The 19,851-nt window shown below is 50.4% G+C and carries 14 protein-coding genes; 7 read left to right on the top strand and 7 right to left on the bottom strand.

Going from position 1 to position 19,851, the window contains the following annotated elements:
* Nucleotides 1-6: 6 nt before the first annotated feature.
* From AAHB90_RS25675 to AAHB90_RS25660, 4 genes are all read right to left on the bottom strand, one after another.
* Nucleotides 7-1,854, bottom strand: a complete 1,848-nt coding sequence (locus AAHB90_RS25675; protein ID WP_342088089.1) for a RagB/SusD family nutrient uptake outer membrane protein — start codon at nucleotides 1,852-1,854, stop codon at nucleotides 7-9.
* 20 nt (nucleotides 1,855-1,874) lie between these two features.
* On the bottom strand, nucleotides 1,875-5,342 hold the full coding sequence (locus AAHB90_RS25670; protein ID WP_342088088.1) for a SusC/RagA family TonB-linked outer membrane protein: 3,468 nt from the start codon (nucleotides 5,340-5,342) through the stop codon (nucleotides 1,875-1,877).
* Between the two features lie 188 nt (nucleotides 5,343-5,530).
* A complete protein-coding gene (locus AAHB90_RS25665) occupies nucleotides 5,531-6,655 on the bottom strand; it encodes a FecR family protein (protein ID WP_342088087.1) in 1,125 nt (374 codons plus the stop codon).
* Between the two features lie 150 nt (nucleotides 6,656-6,805).
* On the bottom strand, nucleotides 6,806-7,408 hold the full coding sequence (locus tag AAHB90_RS25660) for an RNA polymerase sigma factor (protein ID WP_342088086.1): 603 nt from the start codon (nucleotides 7,406-7,408) through the stop codon (nucleotides 6,806-6,808).
* A gap of 554 nt (nucleotides 7,409-7,962) precedes the next feature.
* Between AAHB90_RS25660 and AAHB90_RS25655 the strand changes: the two genes are divergently transcribed.
* The 6 genes from AAHB90_RS25655 to AAHB90_RS25630 all read left to right on the top strand — a co-directional run bounded on the left by AAHB90_RS25655 (nucleotide 7,963) and on the right by AAHB90_RS25630 (nucleotide 17,004).
* On the top strand, nucleotides 7,963-9,000 hold the full coding sequence (locus tag AAHB90_RS25655; protein ID WP_342088085.1) for an efflux RND transporter periplasmic adaptor subunit: 1,038 nt from the start codon (nucleotides 7,963-7,965) through the stop codon (nucleotides 8,998-9,000).
* Between the two features lie 62 nt (nucleotides 9,001-9,062).
* On the top strand, nucleotides 9,063-12,185 hold the full coding sequence (locus AAHB90_RS25650; RefSeq protein WP_342088084.1) for an efflux RND transporter permease subunit: 3,123 nt from the start codon (nucleotides 9,063-9,065) through the stop codon (nucleotides 12,183-12,185).
* Nucleotides 12,186-12,259: 74 nt separating this feature from the next.
* Nucleotides 12,260-13,540, top strand: a complete 1,281-nt coding sequence (locus AAHB90_RS25645; RefSeq protein ID WP_342088083.1) for a TolC family protein — start codon at nucleotides 12,260-12,262, stop codon at nucleotides 13,538-13,540.
* Nucleotides 13,541-14,194, top strand: a complete 654-nt coding sequence (locus AAHB90_RS25640) for a TetR/AcrR family transcriptional regulator (protein ID WP_342088082.1) — start codon at nucleotides 13,541-13,543, stop codon at nucleotides 14,192-14,194.
* Nucleotides 14,191-16,530, top strand: coding sequence for a hypothetical protein (locus AAHB90_RS25635; protein ID WP_342088081.1), 2,340 nt, complete (start codon nucleotides 14,191-14,193; stop codon nucleotides 16,528-16,530). The genes AAHB90_RS25640 and AAHB90_RS25635 overlap by 4 nt, the downstream gene beginning before the upstream one ends.
* 18 nt (nucleotides 16,531-16,548) lie before the next feature.
* Nucleotides 16,549-17,004 (top strand): MarR family winged helix-turn-helix transcriptional regulator, encoded by a 456-nt coding sequence (locus tag AAHB90_RS25630; RefSeq protein ID WP_342088080.1) that lies wholly within the window; start codon nucleotides 16,549-16,551, stop codon nucleotides 17,002-17,004.
* Nucleotides 17,005-17,085: 81 nt separating this feature from the next.
* Here the strand turns inward: AAHB90_RS25630 and AAHB90_RS25625 are convergent, their stop codons facing one another.
* Entirely contained in the window at nucleotides 17,086-18,006 is a 921-nt protein-coding gene (locus AAHB90_RS25625; protein WP_342088079.1) for an AraC family transcriptional regulator, read from the bottom strand.
* 818 nt (nucleotides 18,007-18,824) lie between these two features.
* Between AAHB90_RS25625 and AAHB90_RS25620 the strand changes: the two genes are divergently transcribed.
* Nucleotides 18,825-19,361 (top strand): class I SAM-dependent methyltransferase, encoded by a 537-nt coding sequence (locus AAHB90_RS25620; RefSeq protein ID WP_342088078.1) that lies wholly within the window; start codon nucleotides 18,825-18,827, stop codon nucleotides 19,359-19,361.
* A 39-nt stretch (nucleotides 19,362-19,400) separates the two neighbouring features.
* Here AAHB90_RS25620 and AAHB90_RS25615 read toward each other — a convergent pair whose 3' ends face one another.
* Nucleotides 19,401-19,556, bottom strand: coding sequence for a helix-turn-helix domain-containing protein (locus AAHB90_RS25615; protein WP_342088077.1), 156 nt, complete (start codon nucleotides 19,554-19,556; stop codon nucleotides 19,401-19,403).
* Entirely contained in the window at nucleotides 19,553-19,834 is a 282-nt protein-coding gene (locus AAHB90_RS25610; RefSeq protein ID WP_342088076.1) for an alcohol dehydrogenase catalytic domain-containing protein, read from the bottom strand. Before AAHB90_RS25610 ends, AAHB90_RS25615 begins: the two co-directional genes overlap by 4 nt.
* Nucleotides 19,835-19,851 lie beyond the last annotated feature (17 nt).

Here is a 19,851-nt window from a genome sequence, read left to right as displayed (position 1 = left end):
GTTCGCTTATTGTAGTGGATTGTTGACCAATTTAGGGTTTTTGGCCCGCCAATCCGGCTGGATAGCGGCATAGTAGCTCATGAGCGGGAAATTGCGCGGGTTGGGCGCCATTTTGAAGGAAACCTGTTTGGTAAAAATCCATTTACCGTCATTCTGATCGCCTTGTGCCACCACTTTGTACGGAAACAAGCTGTACATCTGCGCAGTCGGATCATTGGGTATCCCATTCCAGAGCTTATGTGCGAGCCTCCAGCGTTTCAGATCCCAAAGCCGGTGGTCCTCGAATGCAAACTCGACCCGGTATTCGTTTACGATGTGGTCGAATGTGATCTTCTCCACGGTCAGTGGCTGGATGCCGCCCCGTTTGCGGGTCGCATTGAGGTAGGTAACGGCCTTAGCTTTATCGCCCAGCTCAAAAGCCGCTTCGGCGGCGATCAGGTACGCTTCGGCGATCCGCAGACGCGGCCACCACATTTCGCTGAACAAGGGATTTAGGCCCGCATTAGGCGTTTCATCGACGAACTTGCGAATCAGGAAGCCCGTCTTATTGACAAAATTGTCCGAATTCGCTACCGGGCCATTGATGGAGGTAATCAGGTTACCCTGGGCATCGCGGCCACCTGCGGAAGACGTGCGCAAGACGTATGCATTGCCTGATTTGTTTACTTGCCCGGCCTGCAAAATCACCGGTGACTGCCGGTACGGCGCATTGGGATATATAACGGTACCCCATAAACGCGCATCCTTTTTACTGAACGGGTCCTCCACGGAATTGTAAAACACATAGCTTCCATCCGCATTTGCGGTTTTGATAGCCGGATTACTTCCATCCTTGTTTTCAAATGCCTCTACAAGATTCAACACGACTCCTAATGCATTCCCGTCTGTGAAATCGCGATGGGAATAAGGCATTGTAAAGTTGGTAAACTGGGTGACCACATTAGGTCTCAGCCTATCCAATGCCCATATGACTTCCGTGTTGCCGGCCTTGACGCTGGTGGCCTTGTAAAATGAATCGCCCAGGTTTGCTTCGTTGATCTGCAAAGCATATGGACTTTGAGTAATCACCTGTTCCGCCGTTTGAAGCGCCAGCTGGTAGTATTTCGCCGCCTGGTCCGCAGGGATGCCCGCTTCCCAATTCTGGGTATGCAGCGCTGGCGTAAGCTTGTTGCCGTAGTTGGCAATGGAAGCTGCGTAAACCGCCGCCCGCGCTTTGAGCAAGAGTGCTGCCCATTTGTTGGCCACACCGCCATTGGTCGTTTTGGCGGATGTCAGGCCGGTGGCGGCCAGGTCACATTGTGCGATCACGTAGTCGTAAATTCCTGCTTCGGTGGAGCGGGCGACCTGAAAACGCTCGGGGTCAATCCCTGATTCATAAGTAAACACCGTATCGCCCAAGATTGGCATTCCACCGTAGGAGCGGGCCATGCAGAAATGATACCAGGCCCGTAAAAAGATGCATTGCGCCTCCATATTGCTTCTGTCGCTTTCCAGCAATGCCGAGCGGGCCGCATTGGAGCGAATTCCAACCAAAAACTGGTTCATTCTCCGGACGAGGCCGTAATCGTAAGCCTGGAACAGGTCGCGGGGAATGATTTTCTCCGCATCCGTAGTTGTGGCCGGCCCGTAGGAAAGATTGGCTTCGTCGAGCAAATGGTAGCTTCCGTAATCACCGTTATTCTGGCCGTAGTTCACAGAAGCGTAGAAATTGGCCAATACGGATTCAGCCAGCGCCTTGTCGGTAAAAACGGCGCTCTCGGGTAGTATGTTGGTAGGTTCTGTATCAAGGTCTGTTGAACATCCCAGGACACCAGCCATCAAGGCTATGGTAAGGAAACCAATTAAGATTCTCATGATTTGTAAAATAAAAGGGATCAAAATTTTACAGTCAGACCGGCATTGACAAGCCTGGGGTTCGGATAAGCGATCCCAGCATCATGCGTCATTTCCGGGTCCAGGCCACCGGGCATGTTGGTGAAGGTCAAAATGTTCTGGGCCGAAACATAGATGCGCAGACCGGCCAGTTTTGCTTTTTTAATGACATGATCGGGCAGGTTGTAGCCCAATTCGATATTCCGCAATTTCAGGTAGGTCACGTTGGTTTGCCAGTTGCTGTTCGGCCAATGCGTGTTCATCCAGTTGTTGACACCTTTGGTCAGCAGCGGATAACGGCCGATGTCGTAGCCGCTGTTTTTGTCCCAGATGTCCTTGTACCAGGTGGAATTGTCGGCCAGATACTGCGAGACGTTCGTATTACCATCGAAATAGCGCATAATCCATTGCTGCTCGTAGGTAAACTTGGAACCTCCGGCGAACTCAGCCCTGAAATCGATGCCCTTCCAACTGGCCCCGGCCTGGAAAGCAAAGTTGAGCCAGGGCGTGCCGTTATTGACACGGTAGGTCACGTTTTGCATGTCCAGGTCCGTAATATAGCCGTCGTGATTGGTATCCTTAAAAATGTAGTCGCCGGGACGGAGCGTCGTGTTGCCATAATGGTCCTGGTCGATCGGATGATTGGCAATCTGCTCCCAGCTTTGGAACTGTCCATCAGCTACGAGCTGGAAACTGCCATCCCTGAAACGGCCTTCGGTATTCCAAAGATCGCGGTACCGGTCGTAAGAATTGGCCCATCTGGGACGATAGCGTGTACCGGTAATCCAGCGGGAAAAAGTGAAGTTACCGCCCAGGAAGTACGTAAAATTGCGAATGTTATCTTTCCAGTTCAAATTCATCTCGATCCCGCGGGTATGGTCGCTGTTCAGGTTTTCACTCGGCAGGCTGAACCCGATTTCATTTGGCAGCAGCACGTCATAGCGACTCGCCAGCTCACCGGTCTGGTGGCGGTCAAACCAGTCGAAGCCGCCGGTAAGGCGATTACTCAGCAGCCCCACATCCACACCCAGGTCCAGCACGTACACCCGCCCCCAGGTAATGTTGTCGGTTGCAAGGCCGGTAATGCGGCTGGAAACCACCTCCCTTCCATCCAGGATGGCAGAGCCCTGGTTAAAGTTATAACCCGTCAAGTATGTGAGGGGATTTCCCAATTCTTTTCCCAGAATACCGTAGGAGCCGCGGAACTTTACTTCATCAATGTTTCTGTTCAAAAATGCATTGTCCTTCCAGAAATTTTCCTGCGAAAGGCGGTAAGCGACCGATGCGGACGGGAAAAAGCCGAAACGTTTGCCTTTCTTGTAGAAGTATGACCCGTCGTACCGCCCCGACAGTTCGAGAATGTATTTGCTGTCGTAGTCGTAGTTGAACCGGCCGAGAACGCCTAACCGGTTTTGGTTAAATGGAATTTCGTCCCGCATGTAAGTGACCGTTTTGGTGGTCAGAAACGGTATGCCATTCGCCTCCGGGCTTCCTAAGAAATACACGCCGGGATAATTGGCCGATTTGGTTTCCATACCCGTTACCAAATGCACGTGGTGCTTTTGGAAGGTCTTTTCGTAATCCAGCTGCACGTTACTGGTCATCTCCTCCGAATTCTGCACATACCGCTCGGTGTATCTCGCATTACCCTGATAGGCAATGTCATAAGCCGAGGCCGCCTCATTGTATTTGTATAAAATCGGAGATTTCTCCCGCAGGTCCGTCCGGTAGTTTTTGAACCAATAACTTAGCAGGACCCGGGCTTTCAAATTATTGGTGATATTGTATTCACCCGTTCCGTTCAGCTGCATGATCCGGACCTCGGATTTGTACACCCCAGACATTTCTTCATTGATCCAGCCATAACTGAACTGCGGATCGATCGCCGAGATGCCCGGATAGCGCGAATCGTCATTGACAAAGGGGCGCTTGGTCGGCAGATTTCGGAATGCCGACTGCAATGCAAAATCGTAGTCGTCGCCGGGGAGCCCGGGCTGCCTGTTCCGCTCCAAGCGCCCGGTGACGTTCAGGCCGACTTTCAGTTTCTTGCTGAGATTGATGTTCACATTGCTCTGAAAATTGGTACGGTCAAAGCCGTGGAAATTCCGGAGCATACTTTTCTGCTCGATCCGGTTAAAGCTGATGTAATAATCGGTGTTATCGCTACCGCCGGAAACATTCAGGCTGCCATAGGTCTGCGGCCTTGTCTGCCAGATGTAGTTGAACCAGTCAAACGACTGGTAGCCGGGTTCCTTTCCCTCCACCCATTTGTTATACTCCTCGCGGGTGACCGTTCTTGCGGATTCCGGGACATTATTGTAAGTCTCGTCCTGAATGATCGCTTTCAGGTAGGTGGCCGCGTCGGCTGGTTTGTTGTAACCGGCCGGCATTTGCAATCCATAATAACCATTGAGCGTAATCACCGGCTTCTGATTGCGCTTGCCTTTTTTGGTCGTTACAACCAGTACGCCGTTTGCAGCTTGCATTCCGTAAATGGAAGCTGAGGCATCTTTCAGTACCGAAATGTTTTCAATGTCATTGAAATCCAGCTGTGCAAAGCTGCCATAATCCTTTTGGATTCCGTCGATAATCACCAGCGGCGATCCGTAGTTACGAATTTCAATGTCGGGCGCGCTGCCAGGCCTGCCTGTGCTTTGCCGGAATGCGATTCCAGGCATTTTGCCCACCAACGCCCCGGCGGCTGTAACCGTGCTGGCATGGGACAATTCATCAGCGTGGACCGTGGAAATGGCTCCGGATATTGTTTCTTTTTTGTTTTTCAAACCGAAACCAACGACTACTATTTCTTCCAACGAATTGTCGCTGAGGCTCATCGAGACATCCAGGATCGTCCGGTTGCCAACTTCTTTCTCGATGGTTTTATAACCCAGGAAACTAAAAACCAACACACCGGCACTATCGGGGATATTTAACGCATATTTGCCTTTGGCATCGGTATTCGTGCCGAACGGGGTTCCTTTCAGGATGACATTAACACCGGGCAACGCGTCGCCCTTTTCGTCTGTTACGGTACCCGAAACGGTCACGCTGGCTCTGGGGCCTCTCTGCGAAAGTTGTGACAGCTGGAAACTCAACGGCGAGCGTGAGGGTGCCAGGTTCAAGATGATCGTCCGTTTATTGACCTCGTAGGTGAGCCGGAGCGGCGAAAGGAACGATTGCAAAACCTGCTCCAGACGCTCATTGGTCACATCGAGCTTCACTTTCCGGCTGGCCTGGATTACCTCGGGGCTGTACATGAATTTCACTTTGGCAATACCCTCGATTTTGGCGAGAATAGTGCTGATTTCGCCTTCCTCTATTTTTAATGTGATCCTTTGTTCGAGAATTTCCTGTCCCAGGGAATCGTGCGCAAACACGAGCCCGGTGAACATGATTAACAGGCAGAATTGAATCAAGGTCACCTTCATAAAATTCAGCAGTAACGGTTGTGGGACTAAATTTCGCTTCATATATTTGACTTGGTTTTGTATCAACTAGTGAGATTTTTGGACAAAACATTCCCTTCTGGTTCTTCATGAAGAACCAGGCTTTTGACTAAGGAAAGGGATCGAAGGACCGGTAGTGGCGCAAACACTACTGGTCTTTTTTTGTTTAGGTAGCTATGTTATCATAGAGCTTGATCAGTTAGGTTAGACATTTATTGCATCGCCGCCCGGCAGCTTTTCACATTCATCACGATCCGGCCATCCACCGTTTCGTAGCTGGCATCCATTGTTTTGCAGATCATCTTCAATTTTTCAAGTAATGGTTCGTCCGAAAGCGAGGCCGTGAGTGAGCAGTCGCGCACCTGGTCCTCATCGTAAATAATGGGGATACCGTATGCTTTTTCAAGTTTTTCGAGCACGTCGCTAAGCGGTGTCCGGGCAAATTCAAAATCCGCTTCGGAGATTTCGGGGTTCACAATCTGACTGTTGATAGCGACGGCGCGCTCAAACCGATCTCCGCCTTTTTTGTAGAAGATTTCCTGGTTAGCCGTCAGCGTTACTGCGCGCGGCGCCTTCGTCAGCAGCCTTTCCCCGAAGTCTGCCTTGTCCGGAAGCACTGCGACCTTGCCCGTCCTCACCGTTACTCTTACGCTCCCCTCACTTGGAAATGAGCGGATATTAAAGCTTGTGCCTAGAACCTTTACGATCAGATTGTTAAAATGCACCAGGAATGGCTGCTTCGGATTCCTTTTTACCTCAAAAAACGCCTCTCCTTGCAACTGTACATTCCGCTCGGTCCCGTCGAAAACTTCGGGATAAGTGACCGAGCTATTGGGTTGCAAGGTAATCTTGCTCCCGTCTTGCAGGGTTATGATCTCCGCATGGGTTGACCCATTGCTTTTATTGACAAGTTTGTCCTCCGGTCCAAGCCAGGCCAGCATCCCGGACTGCTCAGAAGCATTCCTGTTTGTAGACAGCAGAAAGTACCAACCCAGGCCGAAAGCAAGGAAAATCGTGGCTGCCATATACAAAAGGCGGACCGGGTTCTTATACCAGCGTATCGGAAACTGTCTGGCCTCCGGAGAAGTCTTTTCGTTGTGTTTGCGAATAATATGATCGCCAAAGTTTTGAATGTAAGCGTCGGACACGTCGGGCTGCTCGTCGGACACGCTTTCCAAAAACAGCCTGGCCGCGTCCATTTCCTGCACGAGCGAGGGCTGCGCATCACCAAGTTGCTGCCAATCGACCGCAGTATCTTGGGGCCTGCCGTACACCCAGTCCCGGAAGCCGGGATCGTCGATAAAATCGGCAGCCTTGAAATTGTAATATTTATTCATAAAATCGAATAATTGCCTTCCCAATACGATTAGAAAAAACCGCACTGCCAATACTCAATTTCGCGAATGTTTTTTTGGGATATTTTCTATGGGAGCAATAACTAACTGTGCGTCAGAGTACTTTTAGTAGAATCCTTTAGCGCATCACGCCTATTTGATCTGCGTTGGTAGCAACAAAAACAGGATATGCACCCAGTTCTCACGAAGAACGACCAGGCATTGTGCAAGCAGGTTTGACACCGATTGCTTGTTGATATCCATGATCTCTGCGATTTCGTCGTTGCTGCGGTTCTCGTAGTACCGGAGAAACATGACTTCCTTTTGGCGTTTGGTGAGCGAGCGAAAAAGGATGGAAATTCGCTGCGACATCTCGTGCGAACTTTCGGTCCCCATAATGACATCCTGGATGTTTGTGGGTTCCGTAAAGAGGGCGTCGTCCTCTTCGATTGGCATCAACCGCGCCTTTTCCTTGACCTGTCTGATCAGGTTATTGCGCAGACATTTGAAGAGATAATTTTTCAGGTTGGCGGGGCTCCCCAAATCCTGCCTTTTTTCGAGAAACCCTAAAAACAAATCCTGAATGGTATCTTCTACAAGCGACCGGTCTGCTGAGAATTTGCTGCCGTAATGCAGAAGAGGGCGGAAATAACGCTGCAGTATCACATTCATCGCCTGGTCGTCCCCTTCTCGGAACATTTTCCAGGCCAGGTTGTCCGGTAAATCGTCACCATGATGTACATGCAGGTCTTCCATGTCGTAGAATGTACGAAGAAGGTTAGTAATTCAATGCAAAGAAAGCTGAGTATGACAAATATCAGTATTATTTTAATAAAAAATAGAAACTGCTTAATCGTCGATTGAGCCTCTCCAGACCGTCAGTGTCGAAAAACTGCCCAGGCTGATCTATACAGCGCTTCTGGGAAATAAATACGCAGGAAAAAGTTGCAGCGGTATCATCCGGTCGTTAAGCTATCCTTCAAGTGTTGAATATAATATGGCAATATGTTCAATACCTTCGCGATCTTCTGTACAGTCGGCAGCCCTGTTTGCGCATCCACAAACCGGTTAAGGACGTTTGCGAGGTGGACCAGGATCTCATCGGTGGCCACCTAGTGCTTATCAACCTCTCTGATCGAGCAAGAGCCATCAACTCACCTTTAAAAACAAAATCAACAGCGAGCAGCAACAAATCTTCAAAAACCGACTTTTAGACCAAACATGCCGAATAACGGACCTTTTTGACCAGACAAATATCTCCAACCTTTGCGGTGTTCATTATTCATTCATTCCAAGTTAAAAAACCTCTCATGGAGCCACTCCGGTTTACGATCCTGTCATCGCTGATGGCCGGTTTATGTTTGACGGCCTGCACCCCGCAGCCCAAACAAGAAGCAGAAAATCACCCAAAATCTATCAAGGTTACCACCTGGCAAATCACCCAGACCAGCGGGCCACAGCAACTTGCCTACACGGCCAGTATTGAAGCTGAAAACACTGCAAGAGTCGGTTTTGCGTTGCCTGGGGTCATCAAGACAATATCCGTGCAGGAAGGGGACTTTGTACGCCAGGGCCAGCTGTTGGCCACTATCGATGCGACCGAGTACGAAAATGCCTTTGCCATTGCGGATGCGAGCATGCAACAGGCCGAGGACCTTTACGGCAGGCTCAACGAGCTCTATCAGAAAGGCAGCCTGCCTGCCAAGGACTATATGGACATCAAAACAAAATTAGCACAGGCAAAAGCCAGCAAGAGCATCAACGCCAAGCATATCGCCGATAGTAAACTTTATGCGCCAATCTCGGGGATCATTACCGAAAAACTGGTCGAAAGAGGCAGCACTGCGGGGCCGGGCATTGCGGCCTTTACGATTATCAAGACCGACCGCGTTTATGCGCGGGTAACTGTGCCCGAAGCCGAGATAGGCTCGTTGCGCAAAGGCATGCAGGCATCGGTGTACGTGCCCACTATCGGGGACACGCTCAAGGGAACGATTAATATTATTAACCCGCAGGCCGACGCCAGTTCCAAGACTTATAGTGTGAAAATCGCTATCGCAAATCCCTCACAAAGGTTGCTGCCGGGCATGATGGCCACTGTGGCCTTACAAGCCGGGAAGGCACAGTCTCTTATCCTGATTCCAGCCACCGCCATTGTCCGCGACGAGGATGAAATCACCTACGTGTATGTAGTCGGTCAAAACCGGAAGGCCATACGCCGCAGGATTGCAGTTGGCGATATGACTGGCAGCGATCAACTCGCCGTTCTGAGCGGTCTTTCCGCGGGAGAGGCCATTGTCGTAGAAGGACAGAGCCACCTGCATGACGGCTCGCTTGTCAGTCTTTAACGCACCGTATACACAAAAGCGTTCGCGCCCGAGGTTGCGGATCACTTCAACTAATTGAAACAATGGATAAAAGGAAATTAAACTTCATCGAAGCAGCTATGAAGTACAGGCAGGTCACTCTGGTGATCACAACGCTGCTTGTGCTGTTCGGCTACTACTCGCTTCGCAACATGCCCCGGGCAGAAGACCCAAAAATCGATGCACCCGTAGCCCTGGTGTACGCCTTCTACCCCGGGGCCGACGAAATTCAGATGGAAAATCAGGTGACCAATAAGGTCGAGCAATACCTATTTTCGTTTGAAGAGGTCAATAAACAAAAGACCAGATCACAAACCAAGGAAGGTCAGGTTTTCATCACGGTCGAATTGCATCCGTCCGTGAAGGACCGCAAAAAATTCTGGTCGACCCTGCAGCATGGTCTCAATACGGTGGTCAGGGCAAACATACCCGCCGGGGTGATCGGCCCGGTGGTCAATAGCAATTTTGGGGACGTAACAGCCCAGATCATCGCGCTCTCGTCTTCATCGCGCAGTTATGCCGAACTGGACCAGTACCTGGACCGCATGGAAAGCGTGTTAAAGACGATCCCCGAGGTGTCCAAAATAAACCGCTCCGGTGGGCAGCGACAACAAATTTATGTGACCGTCGACGATGAAAAGATGCAGCGGCTGGGCTTTGATCTGTCCACCGTCGTTAGGGTCTTACAGTCACAGAACGTGACCGGATATTCCGGAGAGCTGTCCATAAGTTCCAATACCATCCCTGTATTCACCAACAGCCAGTTCAAAAATCAGCAGCAGATCGCCGATCAAATCGTCTACACAACCCCTGCGGGTGTCGTGGTCCGTTTAAAAGACGTGGCGCAAATAGAGCGTCGTTACGAGGAAGAGTCCTCCTACATCAGGATCGGAGACAATAAGGTAATGCTGGTTTCGACCGAAATGCAGCCAGGTAATAACATTGTTGCATTCGGTAAAAAGGTCGATGAGCAGCTCAGGGAATTGCAGAAAACCTTCCCGGACGATATTAAAATAGAAACGATTGTGAGCCAGCCGGATGTCGTCCAGGAAAGCATCAGCCATTTTATGGTTGAGTTTGGTATGGCGATCGCGTCCGTGATTATTGTCGTGATGCTGCTGATCCCGATCAGAATGGCGGCAGTGGCTTCTTTTGCCGCCCCGATATCGATCCTGATTACATTCGGGGTTATGAACATCATCGGCGTAGAGCTCCACCAGGTATCGCTGGCTGCGCTGATCATTGTGCTGGGTATGGTCGTGGACAATGCGATCGTTGTGGTGGACAACTATATTGAAAAGCTCGACGAAGGCATCACCCCCTGGACCGGCGCCTGGCAGGCGGCAACCCAGCTTGCCCTTCCAATCTTCACCGCAACCCTTGCCATCATCTTTGCGTTCGCGCCGCTGGCCCTGTTTATGAACGGCATTGCGAAGGATTTTATGGCATCGCTTCCTGTGACGGTTGCAGTGGCCCTGATCACTTCGATGCTGGTCGCCCTCTTCCTTACTCCTTACATGTGTTTTGTTTTTATCAAAAAAGGCCTCAAGCACAAAGTATCCGACAGGCCTCCCCGCAAGTCCATGCTCGACCGGCTGCAAAATGTGTTTAATGCCGGTGTGGAATTCTGTTTCCGTTGGCCGAAGCTAACCGTCACCTCGGCAGTGGCCGCAGTCGCCCTGGCATTCCTGGTGGCCGCCAATGTGGAACAGGAGTTCTTCCCTACCAGCGAACGCAACCAATTCAACATCGAAGTCTGGCTGCCGGAGGGTAGCTCCCTTCAGGCAACCGAAAAAGCTGTGCGTGGCGTGGAAACCATCCTTCGTAAAGATCCACGCGTGTTGAATATTTCCAGCTTCGTAGGCACCAGCTCACCGCGCTTTCAGACCTCTTATGCCCCCGAGCCGCCACGCCGGAATTTTGCCCAGTTATTCATCACCACAAAGGGAAATCAGGAAACCGATGAAATTGTCCGGGAATACCGGCCGAAATTTGAAGGTTTCCTCCGCGATGGATATATCCGCTTCCGGCAGCTGAGCTTTCAGGAAGGCTCGCCGATAGCGGTCAGGATTATCGGCGATAACCTGCGCGATCAAAAGCGTGTCGCCAGGCAGGTCGCGCAAATACTCGAAAAAACCAATGGCACCAATTGGGTCCGTTCCGACTATGAGAACGACTACCTGGGAATCAGCCTAAAAGTAAAAAAAGAACAAGCTGCACGGTTAGGGATCCCCAACCAGTTGATCACCCAGACCTTGGGTGCCGGTTTAAAGGGCTATGCGGTATCGCAAATCTGGGAAGGCGATAAGCCAGTCGATATTCTTTTGCGGCTCTCCGAGCAAAACCGGTCAGGGGCAAGCCAGCTTGCCGGTATCCATCTCACTTCGATGTACGGCAGTAAGGTAGCCCTCAAAGAGGTGGCGGATCTGTCGCCTTCCTGGCATACCGGCGTGATCGCACATCGAAACGGCCTGCGGACGCTGACGGTACTTGCAGAAGCCCAGAACGGGCTCAGGGCATCGGTGATCATGAAACATGCCATTCCGGAGATTGAGAAGATTGCCTTACCGGACGGAATCAGCATTCGCTACGGCGGGGACGCCGAATCCAGCAATGAAAACACGCCGGGCATGCTCACCTCGCTCTCGGTAAGCCTGATCCTGATCTTTGTCACCCTGCTGTTCCAATTCAAAAGCTTCGGCAAGACGCTGATCATCCTGGCAACGTTCCCACTGAGCCTGCTTGGCGCGTTCCTGGGGCTTTACCTTACCGGTAACCCGATTGGGATGACCGCTTTCATGGGTATCATTAGCCTGATCGGTATCGTGGTAAGAAATGGCATCATCCTGGTAGATTATGCGGACGAGCTGGTGCTGGAACATCAATACACGGTCAAAGCGGCGGCGCTGGCATCGGCCAAACGCAGGATGAGGCCCATATTTCTGACCTCTGCCGCTGCCGCTGTAGGCGTCGTACCGATGATCCTTGGGAAATCGCCCCTTTGGGCACCACTAGGCAGCGTATTGGCTTTCGGTTTGATCATTTCGATGGTATTGACCCTTTTTGTGGTCCCTGTCCTGTACTACATGTTCGTCAAGCCGCAGCCCGATCCCGCAGACGAAGCTGACGCGACCGTCCAGATCCAGTATAAACCCGACCATAATTAGAACGCTACACTCAGCGGGCAAGGCCGCCTACGGGGCTTTTGCCCGCAATTGCTCCACTTTAAATATCAAAGTACATGAATATCATAAAGCTAATAAAGTCGTCACTTTGGTTGACTGCCATTTTTACGGCTTTATCCTCACAAGCCCAGCCCAGCGTTTATAGCTTGCAAGATTACCGGCGCCTGGCCATGGAACACAACAAAAAGATCAAGGCGGCCCAGTCACAGGTACAGGCCTCCCAAGCGGCCTGGGAAGGCGCAAAACTAAATAACCGGCCATCGCTTGACGGCTCGGTCATGGGCATCTACGTCGGCAAGCCACTCGACAAGCTTCTTCCCCCTGTGATAGGAAGCGCATCGCTTTCAGCCACACAGCCCATTTACGCCGGGGGCAAAATCAGGCTCGGCGTTCAGGCAGCAGAAAAAGGTATACGGATTGCCGAAGGGCAAAAGACCATAGCCGAAGCGGACCTGATGCTGGCCGTGGAAACCGCCTACTGGCAGCTCTCCCAGGCGAAGGCACGCGTACAACTAACCGAGAAATACCGGCAGATGCTGCAAGGTCTCAGGGACGAACTGAAAAATGCCGTCGATGCGGGTTTGACCTACAAAAACGACCAGCTCAGGGCGGAGGTAAGTCTCAATGAAGCCGACTTGAATTATACCAGGGCCAGTGACGCGCTTACTCTTACCAGGCTTAATCTGGCGCAGTTGACCGGACTTCCCGCCGACGCGGATTTAAGCGTGCCCGATTCTGTAACCGTCGAACTTATACTGCCCTCCCACCTGGACACAACCTATGCGGACAACCGGCCGGAAGTGCAGGTGCTTAAAGACCTGATCGAAGTCCAGCAGATCCAGGCCGGCATGATCAGGGCCGATGCAAAGCCACAGATCGGGCTATCGGCTGGCGCATTTGGCTCGGCAGGCAAAAGGGTTAACTTTTCTAACAACGACAATTTACTGGGTTCCTACTTCGGGGTGGTTAGTCTATCGGTGCCGATCGTCGATTGGGGAAGAAACCACAAAAAGGTCACCGAGCAGCAGATGAAAGTACAGGCCAGCCGGTGGGAGCTGGACGATACCCGGGAACGCATCGGGATCGAGGTGCAGGGAGCCTTATTGCAGGTAAGGGAATCAGAAAAGAAGATCCAACTTTCCGACCTTTCCCTCTCCCAGGCCGAAGAAAACCTCAGGCTGGCGACCGACCGCTTTAAGGCAGGCACCATTACCGGCAAAGACGTGCTGGAAGCGCAGGCCGTCTGGCAACAGGCTTACGCGAGCACGATCGATGCGAGGGCAGAACTGCGTATCAACACCGCTTCTTACAAAAAGGCAATCGGGGAATTAAAATAAATGGCATTGAAAAATTTCGAGCTACAAATCATCCGGGTATCAGCACCCCTTTTCGCAAAGAATGGGGTAGCAAAGGTCTGCCCGGATGACGTTATCGGCCAAACGGGGTGCGATACGCGTCTGTTCTATAAGCACTTTCCAACCAAAGAGGACCTTCTCAGGGCTGTGGTCCAACACTACCTGGAAACCGCATCCCGGCGGCTGAAAGTTTGCGGCGCTGTATCTCCGAATGCAGTCTTTGAGCTGCAACACTTTTTTGACCAGATGCAAAGCGGGTTAGCAAATCTGTCACCCGTATTTGTGGCAGGACTTAAAACTGATTATCCCGATATCTATAAGCTGCTGCTGACAGGCAGAACACTGCTTCTTTCGTTTTTGGAAACCAATTATCAGCGCGGGGTTCGGGAGGGGTTTTACGCCGGACATGTCAAGGCCCAACATGTGATCAATTGGTATGTTTCACAAATACAGGCTATCCTCTTCGACCGATCAAATGAATACGCCGGTGGACAATCCGAGGCAGTTTCCTTTTCCAACCGTTTTTTTTTGCGGCTGTCAGTAAACGATGCGGGACAAAGAATGATTTCGTACCACCGGCCGCCTGGCTGCCAGGACGAAAGCCGGGTAGGCCCAAATACAATACTGCCGTCATGAAACAGTCGGTTATTGAAAATTTCTTTGGTCCAAACGAGCCAGCCGCGCCAATGGCGGAACTGTCCTGGGGCGCTCTTGCAGCGCGGCTTAGCGTAATTTCCAACGGCGCAGACCCGGTACAGGCATCGCGCTACCGCGCCCTTGCCGTTTATCTGAAAGACCAGGCGGTGCCTGGCGCAAACCTTTCCATTGACCAGGCAAAGTATTATCCAAAGCTGCTGGAAAAGTTGTTTCCGCTCATGTCAGCCACTTCACCAGCCGGGCAGCCCGTGGCCTGGGGGCTTTGTCCACCCCTGACACCTACCTTGCTTTATGGCACCGGGTTCCTTTTTGAGCTACTTGCTGACGTTTCCGGGCAAGGCCATCTCGAACTATACGGGGCTGCCGCCAACCTGATGCGGCAGATTGCCTACTCACTGATTTTACAGCGGTTGTATGACTTTAAGATTCCAGCAACCGCCGAGTATTTCTGCCGGGCCAAAACAGGCTCAACTTGCCGGTATCTCCAAATCGAAGTGAATACCGACTTCATTGAGGTCAGCTGTGTAAACCAGCAGCTGCCAGAACTCGATTTTGCAGGGCTATATAGCCAAATCCAGTCGGGACAGTTCTTCGCTGTGTTACAAAAACTTTTGCCCCTGCACGAGTTCATGTTTAGCGGAGTAATGGGCATCCAGTTCAGGGATGCGGCTGTGGCAGTAGCCAATGCAAGGCTCAAGGATATTTCCATCGATGTCAAATCAAGGAGCCTGCGCGATTTTTCAGAAGTTATTGAAATACTCCATTCGGTTGCGGCCGACACCAGCGTGGATTTTGACCTGCTGCCTTTTTTTAAGGTCAACAACCGGCTAGTCCACAGCCAGTCGATAGCGGGCTCTGGCATCATGCATCGAATCTGGGAGCAATCTGCTGGAGTCTCGGGCCAGATTCAGGAACTTGCCCAAGCCTATGCTTCGGCCCCTGAGTTCGTCTTCTGCCCGGACCTGGGCCAGCCGGCCGGCCAGCAGCAACCGGACCTGGAATTATTTCGGCACAATGGCGTGGGAGGAATAGCCTTGCTGCCAATTTACTATCACGGTGAGCCAGTCGGAATGCTATGCATCCATTCAGGACGCGGTCGAAAACTTGACCAGGGCGTCCTTGTCTTGGTCGCGCCTGTCCTGGAAGCACTGGGCCAGTTGCTATACTCAATCGTGCAGGCGCTATCGGCGGAGCTCGACCGGAGCGTCAAAGAACGGTTTACATTTATCCAACCGGCTGTCGAATGGAAATTCAACGAGGTGGCCTGGCAGGAGATGTCTGCTCAGCTATTGGAGCATGCTGCCATGCGGAAGAACCAGATTGTCTTCAACGGCCTGTTTCCTTTGTATGGGGCGATCGATGTCAGGGATTCCAGCATTCACCGCAGGAGTGCCGTGCAGGAAGACCTAAGGGAATATCTGGGCTTTGTTGATGATCTGTTAGACGAATTGCAGCGCGTGCCCGCTTTGGCAAATTCCCCGTCCCTGCGCCAACTCCGCCATAAGTGCCGCAATTGGTTGAAAGTAAGCCCGGCCGACCACCAGGGGACCGATATCGAATTTACCATCAAAGAATTTCTGCACTCAGAAGTAGATCAATACCTGCATTACTTGTGCGGCCAGGACACGGTGGCCAAAGGCCTTGTAGGCCCTTACATGGATCGCATGCAGCAAAAAGACCAGGCATTCAGCAGGAATTCGGCAGAACTCGATGATTCGATGCAAAGGATCAATGACCTGATCATCTGGCAACTGGAGGCAGATATCGCTGAATTGCAATTCCAGTTCCCCTTCTATTTCGAGAAGTTTCGCACCGATGGCTGTGAGTATGATATCTACATCGGTCAGGCCATAGCCCCTGAAAGGCGGTTCAGCGAGTTCCATTTACGGGATCTAAGACTCTGGCAACTTCATTCTATGATCAAGATCGGCAGGCTTGCAGGAGAGCTGGCTGCGGAGCTGCCCAAGCCCCTGCAAACCACCCAGTTGATTTTCGTTCATAATCAGCCGGTCGATATTTCCTTCCGGGAGGACGAAAAGCGATTCGATGTTGAAGGCGCATATAACATTCGCTACCAGATGATCAAGAAAAGGATTGACAAGATCCACATTCTCGGTACGCAGCATCGGCTGACCCAACCCGGTAAAGTGGCCATTATATATTCCCATGAGCGCGACATAAAGGACTATCTGCCCTTCATCGACTATTTAAAAGATGATGGTCAATTATTGGGGGAGACAGAGCACCTGCTGTTGGAAGAATTGCAGGGTGTATCCGGGCTTCGCGCCGTTAGACTGGCTTTTTCCAAAGAGTAACAAAATCTTACGATTGATATGAAAAGGGACGCACAAAACAATGCAAGCACTTCCGTACAGGCTTATCTGACGCTGAATAGTCTCAGTTTAATCCTTCATACTCTGCGCAACAGGGCCAACACCATACTCGATAAAGCCGGAATAGATCTCCGGGTAGACCAGTTACCCGTTTTTCTGCTCGTTTGTGAAAAGAAGATGCTTTGCCAGCAGGACATTGCCGACACCCTTTCACGGGATAAATCATCTGTTCAAAGGACGATTACGTGCCTGCAGCGCCTGCATTATGTAAAAGTTTCAACGCAACCCGGCGATCGAAGGAAAAGATCCATAAGCCTTACAGATCAGGGGAAAGCCTTGTTTGACAAATTACGCAATGATATCAATGAGGTCCAGGACAGCATTTTCGTCCCACTTCCGGAAACTGAGAAAAGATCTCTGCTTCATACGTTGTCAGCGCTCACTAAGAGCATATAAGGAGATGCGCTTAGTGCGTGCTGGAAGCTTGGGTATAGTGCCAGGGTTTTGTGTGTCCTCAAAAATATGGCGATTCTCTGATCATCCGGAGATTCGTCCGAACTGTCGCCGGTAAAGCTTGGGGGATACACCAGCATTCCGTTTAAAGAACTTCCCAAAATGGGACTGATCACTGAAATGTAGCAGGTCTGCAATTTCACCGATGCTAAGCTGCGGGTTGTCAAGTATCAACTTGGCTTCCTGCACCACGAAATCGTCTATGATTTGTCCCGCCGTTTTACCGGCTATTTCCTTAACGGTCTCGGTAAGATACTTAGGTGTTACATTCAACTTAGCAGCGTAACTTTGAAGATCTCGCTGCTCTATGAAGTGCAGCTGGACAAGGTTAACAAACCTAATCACCAGGTTTTCCTTTCTGGATAAGGCAGTACTAGCTGCCTGAACATATTTATTGCTAAGAGCGGCTAGTTCATAGACGAAATTATTGAAGGTATTATGAAGGATCTGCTTTCCAAAAGGGTGCTGCTCTAAAACCAGTTCCCGCTCATACAACAAACGGTACGCTACTTTTATCGCTTTTGCATCCTTATCGATCAACTTCCATACCGGAGAAAACCTTGTAGAAAAATAGCTGAACGCTTCCGGAGCGTTTGCGGAGATGCCCGTCTGGCCAAGAAAATTAGCTGTAAAGGCCACACCGCTCAATACACACGCTTTGTCAGCACTCAGAAATTGTCTGAGATCATTAGCACCGATTACCAGCAGATTATTTTTTTTCGCCGTGTAATCTTTCAAATTAATCTTAATCCTGAATGCACCTTTCAGGACCAGAAGAATCAGGAAAAAGTTGGAGCGGTATGGTCCGGTCATTAGGCTATCATCCAGGTGTTGAATATCAACCTGGATCGTAAACTCGTCCGACCTGAGCCTTAACGGAAGGTTTGAATCCCGGGCTACCTCTGAAAGATTGTATACCGGTGCATTGCTAGTCCTGGGTTTCATTAGCAGTTTTCCACTATCCAAATGTAGTGTATTTTGAGCCAAGTGTCAGTAGCACTTCAATACTAAGATTCAAACCAACCTATCTGTCATTTTGTTTTCGACTTGTCTCCAAAACCTGCAAGGACCTTGGCAATTACCCAAAAGGGGCCAGCAATACCAGAAAAATTTAAAGTAAAATGAGACCGCATGTAAACTTGAATTTCGAATCATTTTTCTCAACTTACCCATGCAAATCGTTGCAGTGGAGTTCCTGAACAGGACAATGATAATATCTGATAATGAGCCCCCCAGTGTGGCACTAACTACTGTAATGGTTTCCCTACATTTGGCCAAATTTTTTTAAAGAACAATTAAGCGGCCGCAAGTAGTGGCAAAAATAATTCAAAAATTGCTCTTACTATTAATTGGGTTGTCCCATATGTTCGGATGTAGGGAAAGGACTCCCGAACAACCCGGTGAAGTAATAGCGATTCCAGTAACATTTAAGGATGGTTTCGGCCCCTTTAATTCGGATTATGGCGGGCTTTCTCAGGAATACTCTCTAATTAACACTAGTTCAAGCATTTGGAGGAAGAATGATCTACTTCGCTACTACAAAGTAACCCACAAAATTGAGTACGATATCTACCAGAAGGGCCAAGTAGGTGACGGCATTAGGGTCGGCGAGTTTTTGGACATCGATTTCAGCGGAGAAACTTACAGATATCAGAATTTAGGTTTCGATGAGTACAACTGTTGGATGGCCCCGTTGATGCAAACCACTCATCCGCGGATACTGCAATCTGTGCGTGGCCCCCAAAAATTATCCATAGGACCCCATGACAAATCAAGAGGCCATAGAACTAATCGGTGGCGGTGCCAATGGCGAGCATGCGCAGTACTGGTTAGATTTGGGTTGTGGGACGGGGACTTTCACCGAAGCCTTGGCGACGATGCTGCCAGCGCACAGCAAGATTACCGGCGTCGACAAAAACAACCAACATCTTCCGCCTCAAATGGGCAACCAGGTTTCGATCAAATTTATCGAGGCCGATTTTGAAACAAAGGCGTTGGAAGTTGCGGGATTAGACGGGATACTGATGGCCAACTCCCTTCACTTCATCAAGGATAAAGAATCCTTAATCCGGCGCCTGGAAAAACATTTTAGTAAAGGTAGAAGGTTTTTGATTGTAGAATATGACACAACAGCATCCAACCCCTGGGTTCCATATCCAATTGACTTCAAAGCTTTAAAAATCCTTTTCGACCGTCTCGGGAATTATTCGATATCAAAACTTGGGGAGCGCAGCTCATTGTATGGTTCCGCGATGCTCTATGGTGCGCTAGTTACTTCCCCGGTTGAACCAATAAACTGATCGAAAACCGAGACCTTCAACAGATCAAAAAGCCACCGCCTAATTCAAGCTTTCACGGTACTGTATCGGAGACATGTTCGTCTTGTTCTTGAACAGCTTATGAAAAGATTGTGGATATTCAAAGCCCATTTGATAGGCAATTTTATTGACCTGTAAGTTCGTCGTCGCCAGTAGTTGTTTTGCCTTTTCGATCACCGGGGCTTGAATATGCTCACGCCACCCAGACCGCCGATGCTGAACTTTGTGGCATGGGCACCCAGGGCACTGATACGCCCCACGATCTCATGCCCTGGAACCATGGGGAAAATTCCTTCAAACCATTCGTTGCGGGTCAGGTGAATGTCGGTATGACAAACCCCGCAGTATAGAATTTCGATCTGTACATCGTGCGCGCCGAGCTCGCGTCTTTCAAATTGCCAGGGCGTTAGTGGACTCTCTGCCGTTTGCGCCGCATATCCTTTTGCTGTTATCATAATATCATTTTATGATG

It is taken from the genome of Dyadobacter sp. OTU695 (genome assembly GCF_038440355.1).
GTDB lineage: Bacteria > Bacteroidota > Bacteroidia > Cytophagales > Spirosomataceae > Dyadobacter.
Note: the sequence above shows the minus strand (reverse complement) of the source record. Positions and strands in the feature narration are given on the sequence as shown.